This is a genomic window from Nodularia sp. LEGE 04288 (genome assembly GCF_963896525.1).
Taxonomy (GTDB): Bacteria; Cyanobacteriota; Cyanobacteriia; order Cyanobacteriales; family Nostocaceae; genus Nodularia.
The window spans coordinates 1-19,016 of the sequence record NZ_CAWQOY010000131.1 but is presented as its reverse complement, the minus strand read 5'-3'; the positions used below and the strand labels follow the sequence as shown (position 1 = coordinate 19,016).

The window sequence follows — 19,016 nt, the reverse complement described above, 5'->3', positions numbered from 1 at the left end:
CTCTGCGTCTCTGTGGTGCGTTAAATCCATGACTATTTCACCCACACAAACCTTAAAAATCCCCGTCATTGATGCTAACTCAGAAAACATTAAACCCTACGGACATTTATTAGGAGACGACGTTAGCAAACCCGGATTAGGGATTCCATTTTATCAACAAAGAGTCCTCGAAGGTGAAAACATCGACTTTAGCTATCGAGGTACAGCAACATTCAGAACCGCCAAAATTCTGCCAGGATATCCGCCAATTAACTGGCTAGAAAGACATATATATATGACTCAAATGTTCATCGCCTTGGGACAAGCACCATTTATTATGGTTTTAGCACCCCCCAATCATGAAACTGGGGAAAACTTACCCAACATCAATCAAATCCAAGCATTCCGCTTTCCCCCTGGTCACGGACTATTATTATATATTGGCACATGGCATGATTTTCCCATAGCGTGCGATCGCGCAGTAGTCATCCTGACAGCAAACTCCGATGAAGTCGTCACCGCCTTAAGCCAAATGCAGACACCAGACGAAATGAATCAAGGCGACGTGTATAAAATCTCCCTCCCCAAAAGATTAAACCTGCAACTCCAACTAGAAATCTAAAACCCTCAGCGTACCTCTGCGTACCTCTGCGTTTAAAAAATGGATTTACCAAACATCGAAACCTACCTACAACCAAACCACATCCAAGACATCCCCAAATGGGAAAAAGGTTGGACTTGGCTAAGTGGAGGAACATGGCTATTTTCCCAACCCCAACCAGATGCAAAAGTTTTAGTAGATACGCAAAATTTAGGATGGACAGAAATTGAAATTAGCCAAGATTATTTAATTATCGGTGCAACTTGTCCATTAATTAAAATTTTAGAATATCCCTGGTTACCAGAATGGACAGCAATCGCAGGATTAAAAACTGCTGTTAATGCACTTGCAGCCTCATTAAAAGTAATTAATATAGCTACAGTCGGAGGTAACATTTGCCTCGCTTTATCTGTAGGAACCTTAGCACCAGTGATGGTAGCTTTAGATGCAATTTATGAAATTTGGAACTTACAAGGAGAATCATATCAAATTGCCGCCCAAGACTTTCAACTAGGAGATAAAAGCACAATTTTAAAACCGGGAGAAATTCTCCGAAGAGTTTTAATTCCCTTACCTAACTTACAATGGAAAGTTAATTATCAACGTTTGAGTATAGCCACATCTGACCCAGCATTAGCCATTGTAGTGAGTGCGAGTAACAGAGAAAAAGTGCATTATGTGATTGCTGCAAGTGTAGCTGCGCCGCGTTTATTAGAAAATGAGGATATAGCAACAGAAACCTTTATTACAGATACAAAAGCTAGTGCAGATTATCGGCGGGAATTAACCAAAGTTTTAATCAAGCGATGCAAAAACAGTTAAATTTTCAAGTTAATCAGCAAAGTTATACAGAAAATTGTCATCCGGGAACTAGCCTTTTAAGTTTATTACGTCAATTAGGTTGGTTTGGTGTACATCGTGTGTGTGATACTGGTGATTGTGGTGCTTGTACTGTTTGGGTAAACGATACACCTATCCATAGTTGCATTTATCCAGCCATGCGAATTGCTGATAAATCGGTAACTACTATTGAAGGACTTTTCCAAAACGAAGAACTCGCGCCGATACAGCAAGCTTTTCTGGAATCACAAGGTTTTCAATGTGGTTTCTGCACTCCGGGAATGATAATGACTGCGGCGAAATTACCCGCATTGTCAGAAGCAGAATTACGTTTAGCTTTAAAAGGAAATCTCTGTCGTTGTACAGGATATCAGGCGATTATTGAAAGTATTTTGGCAAGTTATCAACCACAGATGCACAACTCCAACATCAGCGTTTATCCGCGTTCATCGGCGTTTGAAAACTCCTTCAAATCTGTTGGTAAAAACATTCCTAAACAAGATGGTACAGCAATAGTCACAGGTCAAGCAGCTTATACCGGAGATATCGCCCCACCTGGATTATTGCATCTCAAGGTATTGCGATCGCCACATCCCCACGCCAGAATTCTCAAAATTCACACAGCACAAGCCAAAACCCTTCCCGGAGTAGTGGCGATTTTCACCCATGAAGATGTCCCCAGAATACCTTATACTACCGCCGGACACGCCGAACCAGTACCCGATCCTTTAGATCATTATTTGTTAGATCATAAAGTCAGATTTATAGGCGATCGCGTTGCTGCTATAGTTGCAGAATCCCCTCATATTGCCGAAAAAGCTAGTGAATTAATTAGCGTCGATTATGAAATTCTTCCCCATGTTATCGACCCTATCGAAGCTATGAATAGCGGAGTGGTGATTCATGAAGAACCAGAATCATCGCAAATTCCCGATAAAACCCGCAATATTTCCGGACAAATTCTCCTAGAATCGGGTGATATAGCCGCAGCATTCGCCGAAGCTGATGTCATTGTCGAAAATACCTTTAATTTACCAGCAGTCCAACACGTTCATCTGGAACCCCATATTACTATCAGTTGGCTAGAAGCGGATGGAACATTAGTTGTCCGTTCTAGTACCCAAGTTCCATTTCACTGTCAACGCTTACTCTCTCAAATCTTCAACTTTCCCCAAGATAAAATCCGCGTTTATAAAGCACAACTAGGCGGTGGCTTTGGAAATAAGCAAGAAATCTTATCAGAAGACCTTTGTGTTTTAGCAACTTTGAAAACAGGTAAACCCGTACAATGGGAATTTACTAGAAAAGAAGAATTTACCGCCACAAATAGCCGTCATGCGATGACAATTCGCATCAAAAGCGGTGTCAAAGCCGATGGTAAAATTATCGCCCAAGATATGGAAATCATTGCTAACACTGGGGCGTATGGTAATCATGGGCAAACAGTGGCGTTTTTAGCAGGATATATTCCCCTGGGTTTATATCGTTGTCCCAATAAAAGATTAAAGGCTTTTGCAGTTTATACTAATACAATGCCTGCGGGTGCTTTTCGCGGTTATGGTGCAACTCAAGGAAGCTTCGCAATGGAAAGCCAAATTGATGAAATTGCCCAAAAACTCCAGATTAATCCCAGAGAAATCCGCTTAAAAAACTTAATTCGTCCCGGAGATGTCATTAGTTTAGGCACGTCCCAAGACCACTTTAACTTAATTGGTAGTTACGCTGTGGAAGAATGCTGGGAAAAAGTCACCCAGTCACTCAACTACATTCCCAATACACCGCCAATAACAGAAAATTCTCGTCGTCGTGGTGTCGGGTTTGCTGTTTCTATGCAAGGTAGCGGCTTATCTAAAATTCACCTAGCGAGTGTGAAAATCACAAAATTAGCTGATGGTAAATACGAACTCAGAACCGGTTCCGTAGACGTGGGGACTGGTTCCGACACCACCCTGCGACAAATAGCTGCGGAAGTTTTAGGTGTTACCGTTGCTGACATCAAGATTATTTCTGGCGACACGCAAAAAACACCCTTTGACGCAGGTTCTTACGCTTCCGCCACAATTTATATTTCCGGACAAGCCGTAAAACTAGCCGCCGAAAAACTCCTCACCACCAATCAAACCAGCGTGGAACTTGCCTACGCCGCAGACGAATCGACATTAACCTTTGCCGTGCAAGGTGTACAAGTTGAAGTAGATATAGAAACAGGCAAAGTAGAAATTTTAAAATGCGTCCAAGCCATTGATTTAGGCAAAGCCATCAACCCACGCATTTGTGAAGGACAAGCAATTGGGGGAATAGCAATGGGAATTGGCTATGCGTTAACCGAAGAACTGATCTTCAACCAACAAGGAGACATAATTAACCCCAGCTTAAGAGAGTATATCATACCCAAAGCCGCAGATATACCACCAATAGAAATAATCTTAGTAGAAGCCGCCGATCCCTACGGTCCCTTTGGTGCAAAAGGAGTCGGAGAAATTACAATTAATTGTACAGCCCCAGCCATAGCGAATGCGATCGCTCATGCCACAGGATGCAGACTGTACCAACTTCCTATGACACCTGAAAGAGTTTGGCAACAACTTAGGGTAATTCGTAATTCGTAATTCGTAATTCGTAATTCGTAATTCGTAATTAAGAAACGCTATATACATTTCTTTCTTCCTTTCTTTCTTCCTTCGTGTACTTTGCGTACTTTGCGGTTCGTTTTCTTAATTTCTTCCTCCGTGTCCTCTGCGCCTCTGCGGTTCGATATCATAAATGCTCAACTTCTACCAAAAACTAGCAAAAACCTTAAAACAAAATCCCGTAGTCCTAGCCACAGTCACCAGCACCAAAGGTTCAGTACCCAGAGAAGTAGGCGCAAAAATGTTCATCAGCGCTGACGGCAAAACCTACGGAACAATTGGCGGTGGCGCAGGAGAAGCCAAAATTTATCAGCAAGCCTTAGAAATACTCCAAACAGGCGAGAAAAAATTTGTTGAAATCGACTTAACCGGCACACCAGACACTCAAGGCGTATGTGGTGGCACAATGTTGGTATGGCTAGAACTATGGACAGAAAGTGAAAACTTAAACGTAGTCAACCAAATTATAGATATTTTAACATCTGGGCGATTGCTGGCAATTGTCACCCCATTTAATACAGATGCCAAACCCTACTTAGAAACAGCACAAACCCCAACTTTACCACAGTTAAAAAATCATGCGTTAATCGAAACCTTGCTACCACCACCCATACTCTTAATTATTGGTGGGGGACATATAGGCTTTTACCTAGCACAGGTTGCTAAAATAGCCGGATTTCAAATTATTATACATGATGATCGTCCAGATTTTGCCACTCCAGAAAGATTTCCCGATGCATTACTAGTGCTAACCCAACCCATCAACTCAATTGCAGAAATATTAGCAGAAATTCCTAATTTATACGTTGCTTTAGTAACTAGAGGCTATTTACAAGATTTAGCAGCCTTAGAAATGCTCAGTAATTTACAGCTACAATATATTGGGATGGTAGGTAGCGAGAAACGAGTCCAGACAGTATATAGAAACTTGCAACTAAATCCTGAGTTTTTACAACAAATATATGCACCAATTGGGTTAGATATTGGGGCTTTAACACCAGAAGAAATAGCTGTGAGTATCTGTGCAGAATTGATTAAAGTTCGCCGTGGTGGAACAGGAAATTCCTTATCTGCCAAAATGTAAGAATATTATATAGAAACTAAAATTGGCAAACTTTGCTATTATTCTTGCTGCGGGTAAATCTACGCGCATGGGTACTTGTAAAACATCCCTACCTTGGGGTGAAGGAAAAACTCTCTTAACTTATCAAATGGAACAGTGGTTAAATGTAGGTTTTACGCCTGTAGTAGTTTTGGGTTCACACAATAGCCAAAGACAAAAAGATTGTCCTTCAAGTACTTTGACTGTGATTAATCCTAATGCTAATTCTGGGAAAACAACTTCCATTCTGACAGGTTTACAAAATATTCCCTCAAACTTTGATATTTTAGCAATTTCTGCTGTTGACCAACCCAGGAAATCAGATATTTATCAAAAACTTATCTCAGGACACAAAACTAATTCAGCATTGATTACCGTACCCATATATCAAGGTAAAATGGGACATCCCATCCTGCTGGGAAATAAAATGCGATCGCACTTACAAAATATTTCCGAGAAAACTTTGGGTTTACGTAAATTGATCCAGAATTTTCACGCAGTAATTCATCAAGTTGAATTTGATAATTCTGATATCTTACTAGATATTAACACACCGGAAATATATCAAGAGCAACTGTTAAACCTCAAGTCACCATTTCAAACTCTAATTGATGACTCTGGAGAAAATCATGAGTAAAATGATCCACCACATTAGTATCAGCAAGTTCTAAATTATAAAAATCCACAAATTCATGCTCAAAATATGGGCCAGCGTGCCAAGTACCTTCATTTAACTTGATGAAGCAATTTCCCGGTATGCGGAAAGCTGCAATTTCTGCTAATACTGGTTGATTCAAATCATTATGAGGAGGACAAACCGCAATTAACCAATCCTTTCCTTCTAGAGAACCTAAACATTGCGTACATTGCAAATGACGAGTAATTTTATTAAACTTCCGCCCGCGCTTTTCTAATCTCATAATATAAAATCGTGGTGTCCCATTTTGTAGGTTTAATTGGGCATCTTCTGTATCAAAAGTTTTACCATCTTCACTAGCGGAAATTACCTGTCCATAACGTCGAAAATTTTCTGGTGTGATCCATTCAGCCTGCAATGGTTGTACTGTCTGTGATGTACTCATAAACCTGACTGTTTATATTAATATTGGGATAATTCTAAGATATTATCTTTTTCTGTCTACTCGCACCCGCACCTGCGATGAGGTTCATCTATGCCAATCTATGTTTACTGGGGTGAGGATGATTTTGCCATTGAAAAAGCAGTTACAATATTACGCGATCGCATTCTCGATCCTCTCTGGACAAGTTTTAACTATACATCTTTAACCCCAGACCAACCAGATGCGGCAATTGCAGCTTTAAATCAAGTGATGACACCCACCTTTGGCGCTGGTGGACGGTTGGTGTGGCTAATCAATACTACCCTCTGTCAGCATTGCCCAGAAAATGTCTTAGCCGAACTGACGCGCACCCTGTCAGTCATTCCCGAAAACTCCTGGTTATTACTCACCAGCCGCAACAAACCAGATGAACGCCTGAAATCCACCAAATTGCTCAAAAAATCCGCCAATGAATTTCGAGAATTTCCGCTCATCCCACCCTGGAAAACAGAATTGCTCGTACAGTCAGTTAATCAAGTTGCTCAAACTGTGGGAGTGAAGCTGACTACCCGGACTGCGGAAATATTAGCAGAAGCAGTCGGTAATGATACACGCCTCCTGTACAATGAAATGGAAAAACTACGTCTTTATACATCGGATAGCGGTAAGCCGTTAGACGTAGATACGATGGCAAAATTAGTCAGAAATACTACTCAAAATAGTTTACAATTAGCAGCAGCGATTAGAATGGGAGACACAGCTAAAGCTTTAACTATTTTGGCTGATCTAATCAACGTTGCCGAACCGGGATTGAAGATAGTTGCTACTCTCATAGGTCAATTTCGTACCTGGTTATTGGTTAAGATTGCTATGGAAACTGGGGAACGCAATCCTCAAGCGATCGCCCAATTAGCCGAGGTTAGCAACCCCAAACGTATTTACTTTTTACAGCAAGAAGTCAAATCACTTTCTGTAGAGCAACTAGTCTCCTGCTTACCACTACTACTAGAGTTAGAAGTCAGCCTCAAGCAAGGATACACTGAAGTATCTGCACTTCAGACCAAAGTAATAGAACTTTGTCAAGTATGCCAACGGGGCGGATATTAAATATAAAAATTTAATTCATAGACAGTTCCCTGGAACTTCTCACTCCTAAAATAATTCAAAGCCATTAACATCTCCCTACTATCCGTCTGTGTCATCGACTTTATGAAAAGACTTGCTAATTTATTTTTTCAACCTAGCCGACAACATCTATTTCCCCGGAGTCTACTTTTCAGCATTCTGACCACAGCTAGTTTAGTTACCAGCAGTCTGATATTCAGTTCCCACGCCGATGCTCAAACGCCTGCGGCTAACAATTCAGTTAACAATACTGATATTACCAACTACGCCCAAGCTGTGTTGGCTATGGAAACACCGCGTCAACAGGCTTTTGATGAGATTAAGAAACTAATTGGGGGCGGAGAAATACCCAAAATTATTTGTAACGATCCCAACAGCATGAACAAGCTACCACGGCCAGCTCAAAATATCGCCGTAACTTACTGTAATCGCTCTCTCAAAATAGTTGAAGATAATGGTCTCAGTATTGACCGCTTTAACAAAATTACTGTAGAGCTACAGAATAACAATAACTTAAAAAGACAAGTTTACAATACATTGATCCGCCTGCAAAAAGCTCCAGAAGCTCGGTAGAGGCAATTCCCCAAAATACCCCCGGATTATGCCGAGGGTAAGGATTAGTTATGGATGATGACAAACTAATAACTATTAATCATTTTCAGTTTCATCCATTAAGTGTTTCACCTCTTCACGAGAGATTTTCACTTTTTTACCATCGAACTTAGTCAAAGTAAAGAAGTTATCTTCATTATAGGTAAGTGACTGATCTTGCAAAAGTCCAATTGCTATTTGTTCACCTAGTTTGACTGATTCAGTATAGTCACTGCGCCAGTGAACACCAGCACCATCACGACCAAGTGAAATGTTAGCAGCAACTTTGTTCAATTCACCACCTACAGTCAGTTTTTCGGCATCAGCGCCAGTGTATGCCATTAGCTCAGTACCGTCATGATTAGGAACCACTGGATGGGGAATCTGCCAAGATTCGTCAAACCAAGCTTTGAGAATTGTCACACAAGCACCAGCTACAGTAGCGTGTCCAGCACCATAGGCGGGATGGGTAGGAGAACCTTCGGGGAATGCCATTGGTAGCAAAGAAGTCCCATAGTGGTTTTCAACTTTTGCCAAAGCACTGGAATTCAAAATCTCCTGATTAATCGGATATTTTGCCTTGCCTTTGCGATGGTTATGAACTAGTCCACCAAAGGCTTCTGGGCGCAGGCGGCGATGCACAGACCACTTTTGGAACCACACAGCTTTTAACGCCCTGGTTGCAACTTCAGTCACCAAACTCAGGATGTGTGGGTCACCGAACGTACCAAATCCCATTTGATTCTGTGACTTCTTGTAGGGGTTACCCTCATCGACTGGAGCCTTGATGTCTAACAGAATCAAACAAGCGTTCAGGTAAGCTTCGTAGAGAGCATCAACGTGGACATACTGACCAATATCTCGGATGTTGCGGATATAGCGGGGTGTAGGATCGAATTTATCTTTACCTATTGGATCTGAATCACCGTTCTGCACATTTAGCCAGTCGTCGTAATCAGTCAAATAATTGATATCTGGTAAAACAGTTTTCTGTCTTTGAGAAATTGTCAGGGAACCGTAGGGAATATCCTTGAGCAAAAACTGGGAAATGTAGGGGCCAACTAAATCACCAGCATAATTACCTCGAAAAAGGGTCTCTGGGGTGACACTTGCGCCAACTTTTGGCCCACGAAAATCGGAGAATTTGGATAAGTCTGCTGCTGCTTCCTGCACTAGAGGCTTTTGGCTAAAGTCAGTGAAGTTGATATCCCGTAACAACGCCATCCAGTAAATTTCCGCCATTTCCCCGGAGTTTAGTGGCGAATCAATGCGGGGGGCTGGAGGTATGGCGAGTGCGCGACCGTCAGGGCCTTGTAGGTCAAAACTTAGTCCGGCTTGAGGATTAGTCAATTTTCTTCCTTGGCCCAGAGGAATAGCCTCAAAGTCTTGTGGTTTGCCACTTTCCAGTGCTTTGAGTAGGGATTTGTAGGCTTTGGGGTCTACTTCGCCCAGTTCATTGTGTGGCAAACCTTTAGAGAAGTTAGCAATATAGTTAGGAGTCCCATCTGCACCCAAATAATCCTGTTCTTCACCATTACAAACATGATCTTCAATACCTCTGTTAAAAGCAATTTGTGCGGCTTCACGGCGGATTTTGCGAGATGATCTCTGCCGTTGTTTATTGTTCTCAGGGCCAAGCTCTTGACAATCTGGACGTGAAGGACGTGCTGGACGTTGGTTCTGCATGATATGAGGTTCTTTGATAAATTTAATACAATCAGCAAACTGAATTAGTTGATCAGTAGATGCTATGAACCATCCCGATATGCTCTTATCTGAAAGATAAAAGTACTGCCTGGTAGCTATAACGAGGCTGTTTGACCTATCGAGAAAATAAAATAAATCTGGTTGTAACAATTACAAGTTATTCAAGTTGGGAAAGCACACACTTTTTTAAACTTGATTAACTGGCGTTGTTTGAACACATCTATATCTACCTATTGCGATCGCACCATTTCGGAAAGCTGGAGAATTTATTCCCAACAACCGCACCAAAAAGGGCGGTTACCACAACTATGTCCAAGATTAAAACTTTTTAACATTACGTTACAATAAATTCATAGAGAACAGCGCAAGCAAATCTCTCGCAGATTTATTCAAAGGTGTACGGCATGAATGGCACAATTCGCGTTGGTAATCTCTTCGGGATTCCCTTCTATATCCATCCGTCGTGGTTTCTAGTTCTGGGCTTGGTAGCCTGGAGTTATAGCAGTGGACTGACGGCACAATTTCCCTGGTTATCTGGGGGATTAGCTTTAACACTGGGATTGATGACAGCGTTGTTATTGTTTGCTTCTGTCGTCGCCCATGAATTAGGACATAGCTTTGTCGCAATTAGTCAAGGAATTGATGTCAAATCCATCACATTATTTATATTTGGTGGCTTGGCTAGTTTAGAAAAAGAATCGGAAACCCCAGGGGAAGCTTTTTGGGTGGCGATCGCCGGACCCTTAGTGAGCCTCGTCCTCTGTGGTGTATTTACAGTCATTGGTGTCACTACCGCCGCCACAGGTGCAGCAGCAGCTATCCTTGGTGTTCTCGCTTCTGTTAACTTGGCATTAGCGTTATTTAACCTGATTCCTGGCTTGCCTTTAGATGGTGGTAATATCCTCAAGGCTGCTGTGTGGAAGATTACAGGCAACCCCTACAAAGGTGTATCTTTTGCCAGTCGAGTCGGACAAATATTTGGTTGGGTGGCGATCGCATCTGGTTTAATTCCCCTATTATTCTTTGGTAGCTTCGCCAACTCTTGGAACTTGTTAATCGGTTTCTTCTTGTTGCAAAATGCCGGAAGAACAGCACAATATGCCAGAGTACAGGAAAAATGCACCGGGTTGACCGCAGCAGACGCTGTAACATTCAACAGCCCCATTGTATCTGCCAATGATAGCCTCAGAGACTTTGCTGACCAACGAATTTTTAACAATCAAGACTGGAAAACATTCTTAGTCACTGATGAAGACGGAAAATTAATCGGCGCAATTAACCTGAATGATTTGCGAACTATTCCCACAACACAGTGGACAGAAACCCCAGTCAGCGCAGTGATGAAATCCATTGAACAATCTACCACAGTCAAATCGGATCAACCCCTGTTGGAAGTAGTACAGTTACTCGAACAACAAAAGTTATCTACCCTTTCTGTGATTCGTGACAATGGTGTACTGGTAGGAATTTTAGAAAAAGCAGCGATTATTCAGTTACTGCAAAATAAGACTCAACCTAATCCTGTATAGTTGTCTAGAAAAACTGAATAACTTCAAAACTCCCTCGGAATTTCTGGGGGGGTTTTAAAATTAATTATTTCACGCAGAGGCGCAGATAGTTAGATGTTTGAGAAACAACCAGAAGGTTTACAGCAACGGGTAAAAGAATTAGCGACTCAAGCTATACAAGAATCAAATCCTACTGCATGGTTTGATGTTTTGTATAGTCAGTCTCAGGGTGATGTGACACAAATTCCTTGGGCTAAGTTAACTTGTCACCCTTATTTACAAGATTGGCTGACTATTAATCATACTCAAGGTGAGGGACATTCAGCGCTGGTGATTGGCTGTGGTTTGGGAGATGATGCAGAAGCTTTAGCAAACTTGGGATTTCAAGTCACCGCTTTTGATATTTCCCCCACGGCTATTGATTGGTGTCAGCAACGATTTCCTAACTCTGCTGTAAATTATGTAGTTGCAGATTTGTTAAATTTACCTGCACAATGGCATCAAGCTTTTGATTTAGTTGTAGAAATCAGGAATATCCAAGCTTTACCCTTAAGTATTCGCTCAACTGTGATTGCTTCAGTGGCTTCTGTAGTCGCAGTAGCAGGAACTTTATTAGTGATTAATCGGTTTCGAGAGACAGAGGTAGAACCTGATGGACCTCCCTGGCCTTTGTCTAACTCCGAACTAGCCCAGTTTGCCGAATTGGGTTTGCAAGAAGTTAGCCGTGTTCTATTTTATGAGGGTGAACGGGTTGATGTTCCACAACTACGGCTGGAATATCAGAAATAATTTATTGAAATCGACAAGATATCTTAGGAGGAATACCCAACTGAATATCAATCACCAAATCTTTTAAAATTGATATATAAGCTCCTTTAAGACGCTGATGGATACTCTTAGTCATTAAGACTGAATTGAGAACTGCAATAAGTAGTTTGTTATTTTTATTCTCTGTAATAATCTGCCCAATTACTTCATCGTTAATGCTATCTATTGAGCCAATTAAAGAAGTATTTATGGTTGGTAATACTCCTGCTTCGATATTAAAGCTTACTACCCTGAATCCTAATTGTTCTACGACAGGAAGCAAATTATTAAATTCATCTATAACAGCATCGATTTTTTTTTGTGCAGCAGCCGTAACTTCTGCGGCTTGTTCCTGTGCTTGGTTAGTCAGTTTTTTAAAATCCATAAATTTCCAGTTAATACAACTAAATAGTAGGTTTTACTGCTGATTTTTTCATGACCTTATCACATTAATCCATCTTGATCGAAAATCATAGCTGTTTTTGATTATTTTGTGATCTATGAAGCTCAATCACTTATCAGGAATTTTAATCACCCATTGACCAATAATTCCTGAATGATACAGTGCTTTTGATTTATCTGTGGAATCAATCCAAAATCTAAAATCTAAAATCTAAAATTCTTTGACTCGACTAATTCCACGCCGAATACTTCCGCAAAAGATTGGGCTATATTAGGACGTACTTCTTCGCAGGTAATATCGGGAATCCATTCGGCTAAACTGGCTACAGGCTTATCAGCAATCCCACAGGGGATAATATGTTTAAAGCCTGACATATCCGGACAAACATTGAATGCAAATCCGTGCATGGTAATCCAACGACTGACTTTAATACCGATCGCGGCAACTTTTCGCCCTTCTAGCCAAACACCAGTAAAACCCGGTAGGCGATCGCCTGTCAATCCATAAACTGCCAATACCCGAATTAATACCTCTTCTAGTTGCCGGAGATACCAATGCAGGTCTTTACAATAATATTGCAGATTTAAAATTGGATACCCCACAACTTGACCAGGGCAATGATACGTGACTTCGCCACCGCGTTCAACTCTGTGGACATCGAATTTAGTTTTATCCAAATCTTTGAGAAATTCGGGATTGCTGCCTTGTCCCCAAGTATAGACAGGCGGATGCTCTAGCAAGATTAACACATCATCCAGACTAGGTTGCAGAATGCGCTCGGTGAGAAGCGATCGCTGCCATAAAAGAGCATCAGTATATGGCATCAATCCAGCGTTAAATAACAAACAACGTCTGCAATCTGTTTCGGTACTACGGATCATGCCAAAAATCAACGGGTTTATTGACCAAATATATTGCAATTTACAGGATTTGGGTCAAGAAATGTCAAGCTATGCAAAGGATCTTAAAGGAACGTCAAACTCAGGTGCATTAGAGAATACAAAGTGCTACGTTGAATATATAACCTCAAAGGTGTTAGGAGGAACTGTCTGCATCAAGCATCACGCCAAACACAATCAGAACGAATGCACTGGCTGGTGAATCTCATAAATCGTTGAAACTCGAATTGGATCAAACATCCAACAGAGCGCAAACGTAGAAGCAGTACATTAAAATAGTTCAAAATTTGTTTTGGCGGTAGTGAAAGACCTTACCGCGACTTCTTTTCATACAAAACAAATTCACATCAAATATATCAGTGGGAGAGTTTACATGAAGCTTGTCATCCACGGCAAAAATATTGAAATCACCGATGCTATTCGGGAATATGTACATCAAAAAATTGAAAAAGCCGTTAGTCACTTTCAGAATATTACCAATGAAGTGGATGTGCATCTGAGCGTTGCCCGCAATCCTCGAATTACCACCAAGCAAGCGGCGGAAGTGACGATTTATGCCAATGGTAGCGTGATCCGTGCGGAGGAAAGCAGCGAAAACTTATACGCCAGCATTGACTTAGTAGCAGATAAAATTGCCCGTCAACTGCGGAAATATAAAGAAAAACTTCAAGATCAGAAAACTAATGCCCTACCCACAAATCAAGTATTAGTTCCCGAACCAGTAGCGGCAGATTTAATTGGCGATCGCACTCCCGAACTACCAAACGAGGTTGTCCGAACAAAATATTTTTCTATGCCACCGATGACCGTTGCAGAAGCCACACAACAGCTGCAACTAGTGGGACACGACTTTTATATGTTCCACAACTCTGAAACTGGCGAAATCAATGTAGTTTACGAACGTAACCACGGTGGTTACGGTGTGATTCAACCCCGTAATAGTAACGGACACACCAACGGCAAAAATGGCAATGGTAATCATGTTGTGGCTGAAAAAGCCCACTCGCATAAGTGAGGATAGTCTCTACTTTAAATCAGCATAAAAGCCAAAACCCTACCCCCCTAAAATAAGTTTTAGCGACCCTCTTCTTACTAAGGAGAGGGTTTGGGGTGACAACCCCACAGGCTAAACGAAAACTAATATTTTCCTCAAAACACATTTTGCATAATTTGGAAAATACTCATCTGCGATTGCGACATTGTAGTGGGTAGCGATTACCACGCCATGTTGTCCAACCATCTGCAATCTTAGTTTGACTGTTGTATTTGAGATACCAGTTATCTTGCTCTGCACCTAGATAACGAATACCTAAATCCTGTCTTTGTCTGCTAGAAAAACGTTTTCCTAAATTAACCCACGCACTACCATTATCACTAAACCGTCCCAGAAGACGGACACCAGAAGTAGTAGAGCAAACATTACCATTGCAAGTAGTTTGTGGGTTATCTACTATTTTCCATTGCATTTGGGCTGGTCTACCGTCAATATTACAATCCCAAAGACCAAAGAACCACTCACCAGCAATCTGACTGGCTTGAGCATGACTAGATGTAAATACCAAACTTGCGGGAACAATCGCCAAGCCCAAAAGCCATTTTGTGACGTTTTTCATCATGCTCTACCAATACTTATCAGTTAATTTGTACCTTGTATTCACTCATATGTATCAGCATTGCTGTTTATGCAGCTAAGTGAACTACTCATGGTTACCTATGGCTGAACCATGAGCTTCTGTACTCAGACGTTTTCTTAGTTAACCGCCAACTGTTGCAAAGTTTTCAGCGCTTCCTCAACATGACCTTTAAAATTCAACATTGAATCAAACACATACTGCACAACGCCTTCCTTGTCAATCACATAAGTGACGCGACCGGGGACAAAACCAAACATTGCGGTTGCGCCGTATAGCTTCCGTACTTGGTCGCCTTTATCACTCAAGAGAGTAAAAGGTAAATTGTACTTCGCCGCAAATTTCTGGTGAGACTCGTTAGAATCTCCGCTAACGCCAATCACTTCAGCACCAGCCGTTTTAAACACCTCGTATTGATCCCGGAAAGCACAGGATTCGGCTGTACATCCCGGTGTGTCATCCTTGGGATAAAAGTATAAAACCACAGCTTTTTGACCACGAAAAGCGCTAAGGCTGACTGTGGAACCGTTTTGGGCGCTGAGAGAGAAATCAGGCGCAGTATCACCAACTTTAACAGGCATATTATTTCTTACCGATTTTATTACGCGTCCATCTCAGCTAATTCTAACCACCGTTCTGTCGCCGTATCAATCGAGTGCTTGAGATTTTCCACTTGATCGTAGAGTTTCTGGACTTGGGTATAATTCCCAGGAGAGACATTTACCAAGGCTTTTTCGGCTGTGGCTTTCTCAGTTTCCAACTTGGAAATTTTCCCTTCTAACTGCTCAAATTCCCGCTTTTCCCAGTTTGAGAGTCTGCGGCGCTTCTTGTTTTCGGTGTCGGAAGATGAAGTTGCAACTTTTACCTCTTCCTTGGGTTTTTCCTTCGTATTAGCTGCTTGTTGCTGTTTTGTTTCTTCCTCCTCAGCTTTCCTATAGTCGAGATAAACTGAGTAATTACCTGGATATTGTCGCAGATTACCGCCCTCTTCCAAGGCAAAAATAGTATCTACAGTCCGATCTAAAAAGTAGCGATCGTGAGAAACTGCAATTACACACCCAGCAAAATCTTCTAAATAATCTTCTAGTACCGCTAATGTCTGCACATCTAAATCATTGGTAGGTTCATCTAAAATCAACACATTAGGCGCACCAATGAGAATTCGCAGCAAAAATAAACGGCGTTTTTCCCCACCAGATAATTTATGAATTGGCGCATACTGCTGGTTTCCCGGAAATAGAAACCGTTCTAACATTTGGGAAGCGGAAATTTGAGTTCCATCAGAGATTTTGACAAATTCGCCTTCTTCTTTGATATAGTCAATAACTCGCTGATTTTCGTCTACGGCTGAGAGTAACTCTTCTGAATGCTGGTCAAAATAACCGATGTGAATCGTAGTCCCAATTTCCACACTACCGGAATCTGGTTGAATGCGCCCGGTAATCATATCCATTAAAGTCGATTTACCAGTACCATTCCCGCCAATAATTCCAACGCGGTCTTCTGGACTAAATTCGTAAGTGAAATCATTAATTAAGGTGCGTCCATCATAGCCTTTAGAAACGTTATTCAGTTCAATAACTTTTTTGCCCATGCGACGGCCGACTGTGGAAATATCAACTTTACCCTGAACTTGTTTAAATTCAGTTTCCCGCATACCTTGAATGCGTTGGATTCGGGCTTTTTGTTTGGTACTTCTAGCTTTTGGTCCCCGACTTAACCATTCTAATTCCCGACGGAGTACACCTTGATGTTTGCGTTGGCTACTAATTGCCGATTCTTCAGCTAAAGCTTTCTTTTCGAGGTAATATGAGTAATTACCTGAATAAGTGTAAATATCGCCTCGGTCGATTTCAATAATCCGGTTTGTGACTTGATCGAGAAAATAGCGATCGTGAGTTATTAGCAAAAGTGCGCCACGAAAGCGATTTAAATAACTTTGCAGCCATTCCACAGACAGCGCATCCAGATGGTTGGTAGGTTCATCCATCAGTAAAATGTCTGGTTCTGATAATAAAGCTGTTGCTAAGGCGATGCGCTTGCGATAACCGCCTGACAAAGTACCAATAACAGCATCAAAGTCAGAAATTCCTAACTTAGTCAAGATAATTTTGGCGTTGGTTTCCAGTTCCCAAGCGCCAGCAGTTTCCATGCGTTGCATTACCCCAGACAAGCGGGACATCAACTGACTATCTTCTGGATGGTGAACAAGTTTGTGAGATAGTTCTTCATACTCACGGACTAAAGCTAAGTGTTCGCCACTGTCAGCGAAAATTTGCTCTAAAACCGTGTGATTTTCATCTAAGTCTGGCTGTTGTGGTAAATAAATTACTTTTGCACCAGAAGTAAAGGTAATTTGTCCGCTATCAATTGATTCTAGTCCGGCAATCATTTTTAATAAAGTTGATTTACCAGAACCATTAGTGCCAATTAAACCGACTTTATCTGTAGTATCTAAGCTAAAACTGGCATCTCTTAAAATTTCTTTGATGCCAAAGTCTTTTTTAACTGATTGTAGTGTAATATTACTCATAAAAATTAGTCATTGGTCATTGGTCATTAGTCAGTGTCTGTAAAATATCTCATCTTACCAAGACGGGAACATTCCAAGCGGTTTATTTTCTTTCACCCTCCAGGCTAAATCACAATCTTGTGACTAAATTCTCACACATTTGGAATGCTCCCAGGGACACTTACTAATTTTCAGCAAATAAATCCAGGGGTAAATGTCCATACATTTCGTTGATTCCCCCTTCATTATAAGATTGGCAAGAAATTAATACACCCCGATGGTGTCCGGCATAGGAGTCGAGATAACATAACCCATTTTTGCCATTTAATTTGATATAAACTGGCCCTTCGGGTGTGGCTAAATCACTGGGGACTTCATAACCAAAAGCATGAGAATAAGTTCTCATGGCCAGTATCCCTGCTTCTGCGGTATCAGCACAAATCCCTAATATCTGGTAATCAGATAGACTAGCTACCAAAATTAAAGCCCGACGGACTAAGGCTTTTTCTGAGGGTTTGAGAATAGGTGCGATATCTAAGCAGTTGAATTTATGCAGGATTTTTGTAGCTTCTGAGGTTGTGAGGTTTTGATGATTTGGTGTCGCCATAAATTAATTTACGATTTTCTGGGTTTGGCTTTGCTATCTGAGGTGGGATGCTCCCACCCCATTGGCATTATTTACTCAAATTATGATTTATTTGGGTCATTTCCGAGGTTGAAAATGAATGGCACACCGCCTTTGGCTTCACCACCCATAACGAGGACTCTGGGCATTTGAGAGCCGCCATTTCTCCAAGCTTCAATTGCTTCTTTTTGCAGAACCAACTGCCCACCTTGGGCTTTGAGAGTCTCTGCTAAGAGTCTTTGAGCTTCGGCTCTACCCTTGGCGCGATTCACATCTGCTTGTGCTTGTTGTTCAGCTTCCCGCGCGATATAAACTGCTCTTTGCGCCCGTTGTTCAGCTATTTGTTTTTCTTCTACAGCTCTGGCAAATTCTGGCGAGAAATTCAAGTCAACTACGCTAGTATCTAGCACAATTATCCCATATTTAGCCAAGCGATCGCTCAAAGCTAAATCAAAGTCTTCTTTTAATTCACTCCTTTTGGTAATTGCTTCTTCTACTGTTCTTCTAGCAGCCGCGATTTTAAACGCTTCCTGTGTCTGAGGAGCAATGATTTTTGAGACAATATTTGCTAAGGTTCCTTGCTTTCTTCTCACTTCCACTACCCTTGTGGGGTCAAGGCGAAAGTTAATGGCAAATCTTGCTGATAAATTTTGCAAATCCTTCGTAGAACTTTCGGCGGGGACTTCAAATTTTTGTACTGTCAAATCATACACATCAACTACTGATACAAGTGGTGGTTTAATGTGAATGCCTTCTAGTAGCGCACCATCTCTAGCTTTACCTAAGATGCTGATGACTCCTGCTTGTCCTGGGTTGAGAATTACAAAGGAATTTAGTCCGACGAGGACAATTAGTGCTAACACAATTCCAAAAACTGTGGTTTGCCAATTCCCCAATTGCTGACTTTTCAAGGTTCTATCTCCTTTTGCATCTTTAGGCAACTCCTATACTATGGTGACACGTCCCCGGTAAAAAGAGGCTGGGGGGCAGGGAGC

Annotated in this window: 19 protein-coding genes; 10 read left to right on the top strand and 9 right to left on the bottom strand. The window is 41.5% G+C overall.

All coding sequences use genetic code 11. The features are described 5' to 3' along the window. The first annotated feature begins 28 nt into the window (after positions 1-28). The 5 genes from AACX33_RS17975 to AACX33_RS17955 all read left to right on the top strand — a co-directional run bounded on the left by AACX33_RS17975 (position 29) and on the right by AACX33_RS17955 (position 5,789). On the top strand, positions 29-601 hold the full coding sequence (locus AACX33_RS17975; RefSeq protein WP_193996861.1) for an ureidoglycolate lyase: 573 nt from the start codon (positions 29-31) through the stop codon (positions 599-601). Positions 602-640: 39 nt separating this feature from the next. Then, the gene (locus tag AACX33_RS17970) at positions 641-1,402 is read left to right on the top strand and encodes an FAD binding domain-containing protein (RefSeq protein WP_193996862.1); all 762 of its coding nucleotides are present in this window, start codon (positions 641-643) and stop codon (positions 1,400-1,402) included. Next, positions 1,387-4,029, top strand: coding sequence for a molybdopterin-dependent oxidoreductase (locus AACX33_RS17965; protein WP_193996863.1), 2,643 nt, complete (start codon positions 1,387-1,389; stop codon positions 4,027-4,029). Before AACX33_RS17970 ends, AACX33_RS17965 begins: the two co-directional genes overlap by 16 nt. 154 nt (positions 4,030-4,183) lie before the next feature. Then, on the top strand, positions 4,184-5,134 hold the full coding sequence (locus tag AACX33_RS17960; RefSeq protein WP_193996864.1) for an XdhC family protein: 951 nt from the start codon (positions 4,184-4,186) through the stop codon (positions 5,132-5,134). A gap of 22 nt (positions 5,135-5,156) precedes the next feature. Continuing rightward, complete coding sequence (locus AACX33_RS17955) at positions 5,157-5,789, top strand: nucleotidyltransferase family protein (protein ID WP_227789160.1); 633 nt, start codon at positions 5,157-5,159, stop codon at positions 5,787-5,789. Here AACX33_RS17955 and AACX33_RS17950 read toward each other — a convergent pair. Further along, positions 5,737-6,234 carry an ureidoglycolate lyase gene (locus AACX33_RS17950; RefSeq protein ID WP_193996865.1) on the bottom strand — a complete coding sequence of 166 codons (498 nt, stop codon included), beginning with the start codon at positions 6,232-6,234 and terminating at the stop codon, positions 5,737-5,739. The genes AACX33_RS17955 and AACX33_RS17950 overlap by 53 nt on opposite strands. A gap of 90 nt (positions 6,235-6,324) precedes the next feature. On the opposite strand from AACX33_RS17950, the gene holA reads away from it, so the two are divergent. Together holA and AACX33_RS17940 are read left to right on the top strand one after the other, a co-directional pair. After that, positions 6,325-7,320, top strand: a complete 996-nt coding sequence (holA, locus tag AACX33_RS17945) for a DNA polymerase III subunit delta (RefSeq protein WP_193996866.1) — start codon at positions 6,325-6,327, stop codon at positions 7,318-7,320. Positions 7,321-7,422: 102 nt separating this feature from the next. Beyond that, complete coding sequence (locus tag AACX33_RS17940) at positions 7,423-7,911, top strand: DUF4168 domain-containing protein (protein WP_193996867.1); 489 nt, start codon at positions 7,423-7,425, stop codon at positions 7,909-7,911. A gap of 75 nt (positions 7,912-7,986) precedes the next feature. On the opposite strand, the gene AACX33_RS17935 is transcribed toward AACX33_RS17940, so the two are convergent. After that, a complete protein-coding gene (locus tag AACX33_RS17935; RefSeq protein ID WP_193996868.1) occupies positions 7,987-9,615 on the bottom strand; it encodes a vanadium-dependent haloperoxidase in 1,629 nt (542 codons plus the stop codon). Positions 9,616-10,040: 425 nt separating this feature from the next. Here AACX33_RS17935 and AACX33_RS17930 point away from each other — a divergent pair, with 425 nt between their 5' ends. Together AACX33_RS17930 and AACX33_RS17925 are read left to right on the top strand one after the other, a co-directional pair. Continuing rightward, positions 10,041-11,165: a site-2 protease family protein gene (locus AACX33_RS17930; RefSeq protein WP_193996869.1), complete on the top strand. Its 1,125-nt coding sequence runs from the start codon at positions 10,041-10,043 to the stop codon at positions 11,163-11,165. A gap of 93 nt (positions 11,166-11,258) precedes the next feature. Continuing rightward, the gene (locus AACX33_RS17925) at positions 11,259-11,933 is read left to right on the top strand and encodes a class I SAM-dependent methyltransferase (protein ID WP_193996870.1); all 675 of its coding nucleotides are present in this window, start codon (positions 11,259-11,261) and stop codon (positions 11,931-11,933) included. A 1-nt stretch (position 11,934) separates the two neighbouring features. Here the strand turns inward: AACX33_RS17925 and AACX33_RS17920 are convergent, their stop codons facing one another. Together AACX33_RS17920 and lipB are read right to left on the bottom strand one after the other, a co-directional pair. Further along, positions 11,935-12,336 carry a hypothetical protein gene (locus AACX33_RS17920; RefSeq protein WP_193996871.1) on the bottom strand — a complete coding sequence of 134 codons (402 nt, stop codon included), beginning with the start codon at positions 12,334-12,336 and terminating at the stop codon, positions 11,935-11,937. Between the two features lie 221 nt (positions 12,337-12,557). Beyond that, positions 12,558-13,235, bottom strand: coding sequence for a lipoyl(octanoyl) transferase LipB (gene lipB, locus AACX33_RS17915; RefSeq protein ID WP_193996872.1), 678 nt, complete (start codon positions 13,233-13,235; stop codon positions 12,558-12,560). Between the two features lie 391 nt (positions 13,236-13,626). On the opposite strand from lipB, the gene hpf reads away from it, so the two are divergent. Then, positions 13,627-14,268 (top strand): ribosome hibernation-promoting factor, HPF/YfiA family, encoded by a 642-nt coding sequence (gene hpf / locus AACX33_RS17910; protein ID WP_193996873.1) that lies wholly within the window; start codon positions 13,627-13,629, stop codon positions 14,266-14,268. 166 nt (positions 14,269-14,434) lie between these two features. Here the strand turns inward: hpf and AACX33_RS17905 are convergent, their stop codons facing one another. From AACX33_RS17905 to AACX33_RS17885, 5 genes are all read right to left on the bottom strand, one after another. Further along, positions 14,435-14,866 carry a DUF6006 family protein gene (locus tag AACX33_RS17905; RefSeq protein WP_193997512.1) on the bottom strand — a complete coding sequence of 144 codons (432 nt, stop codon included), beginning with the start codon at positions 14,864-14,866 and terminating at the stop codon, positions 14,435-14,437. 137 nt (positions 14,867-15,003) lie between these two features. Beyond that, entirely contained in the window at positions 15,004-15,465 is a 462-nt protein-coding gene (locus AACX33_RS17900; RefSeq protein ID WP_193996874.1) for a peroxiredoxin, read from the bottom strand. Between the two features lie 20 nt (positions 15,466-15,485). After that, a complete protein-coding gene (locus tag AACX33_RS17895) occupies positions 15,486-17,417 on the bottom strand; it encodes an ABC-F family ATP-binding cassette domain-containing protein (protein ID WP_193996875.1) in 1,932 nt (643 codons plus the stop codon). A gap of 163 nt (positions 17,418-17,580) precedes the next feature. Further along, on the bottom strand, positions 17,581-18,003 hold the full coding sequence (locus AACX33_RS17890) for a DUF1824 family protein (RefSeq protein WP_193996876.1): 423 nt from the start codon (positions 18,001-18,003) through the stop codon (positions 17,581-17,583). A gap of 80 nt (positions 18,004-18,083) precedes the next feature. Next, the gene (locus tag AACX33_RS17885; RefSeq protein ID WP_193996877.1) at positions 18,084-18,932 is read right to left on the bottom strand and encodes a prohibitin family protein; all 849 of its coding nucleotides are present in this window, start codon (positions 18,930-18,932) and stop codon (positions 18,084-18,086) included. Positions 18,933-19,016 lie beyond the last annotated feature (84 nt).

What these genes read in the sequence shown, in the direction of transcription:
- AACX33_RS17960 (WP_193996864.1), top strand. Translation starts at nt 4,184, where the DNA reads ATGCTCAACTTCTACCAAAAACTAGCAAAAACCTTAAAACAAAATCCC.
- AACX33_RS17940 (WP_193996867.1), top strand. Translation starts at nt 7,423, where the DNA reads ATGAAAAGACTTGCTAATTTATTTTTTCAACCTAGCCGACAACATCTA.
- lipB (WP_193996872.1), bottom strand. Translation starts at nt 13,235, where the DNA reads ATGATCCGTAGTACCGAAACAGATTGCAGACGTTGTTTGTTATTTAAC.
- holA (WP_193996866.1), top strand. Translation starts at nt 6,325, where the DNA reads ATGCCAATCTATGTTTACTGGGGTGAGGATGATTTTGCCATTGAAAAA.
- AACX33_RS17935 (WP_193996868.1), bottom strand. Translation starts at nt 9,615, where the DNA reads ATGCAGAACCAACGTCCAGCACGTCCTTCACGTCCAGATTGTCAAGAG.
- AACX33_RS17970 (WP_193996862.1), top strand. Translation starts at nt 641, where the DNA reads ATGGATTTACCAAACATCGAAACCTACCTACAACCAAACCACATCCAA.
- AACX33_RS17925 (WP_193996870.1), top strand. Translation starts at nt 11,259, where the DNA reads ATGTTTGAGAAACAACCAGAAGGTTTACAGCAACGGGTAAAAGAATTA.
- AACX33_RS17965 (WP_193996863.1), top strand. Translation starts at nt 1,387, where the DNA reads ATGCAAAAACAGTTAAATTTTCAAGTTAATCAGCAAAGTTATACAGAA.
- AACX33_RS17905 (WP_193997512.1), bottom strand. Translation starts at nt 14,866, where the DNA reads ATGAAAAACGTCACAAAATGGCTTTTGGGCTTGGCGATTGTTCCCGCA.
- AACX33_RS17895 (WP_193996875.1), bottom strand. Translation starts at nt 17,417, where the DNA reads ATGAGTAATATTACACTACAATCAGTTAAAAAAGACTTTGGCATCAAA.
- AACX33_RS17920 (WP_193996871.1), bottom strand. Translation starts at nt 12,336, where the DNA reads ATGGATTTTAAAAAACTGACTAACCAAGCACAGGAACAAGCCGCAGAA.
- AACX33_RS17890 (WP_193996876.1), bottom strand. Translation starts at nt 18,003, where the DNA reads ATGGCGACACCAAATCATCAAAACCTCACAACCTCAGAAGCTACAAAA.
- AACX33_RS17950 (WP_193996865.1), bottom strand. Translation starts at nt 6,234, where the DNA reads ATGAGTACATCACAGACAGTACAACCATTGCAGGCTGAATGGATCACA.
- AACX33_RS17930 (WP_193996869.1), top strand. Translation starts at nt 10,041, where the DNA reads ATGAATGGCACAATTCGCGTTGGTAATCTCTTCGGGATTCCCTTCTAT.
- AACX33_RS17975 (WP_193996861.1), top strand. Translation starts at nt 29, where the DNA reads ATGACTATTTCACCCACACAAACCTTAAAAATCCCCGTCATTGATGCT.
- hpf (WP_193996873.1), top strand. Translation starts at nt 13,627, where the DNA reads ATGAAGCTTGTCATCCACGGCAAAAATATTGAAATCACCGATGCTATT.
- AACX33_RS17900 (WP_193996874.1), bottom strand. Translation starts at nt 15,465, where the DNA reads ATGCCTGTTAAAGTTGGTGATACTGCGCCTGATTTCTCTCTCAGCGCC.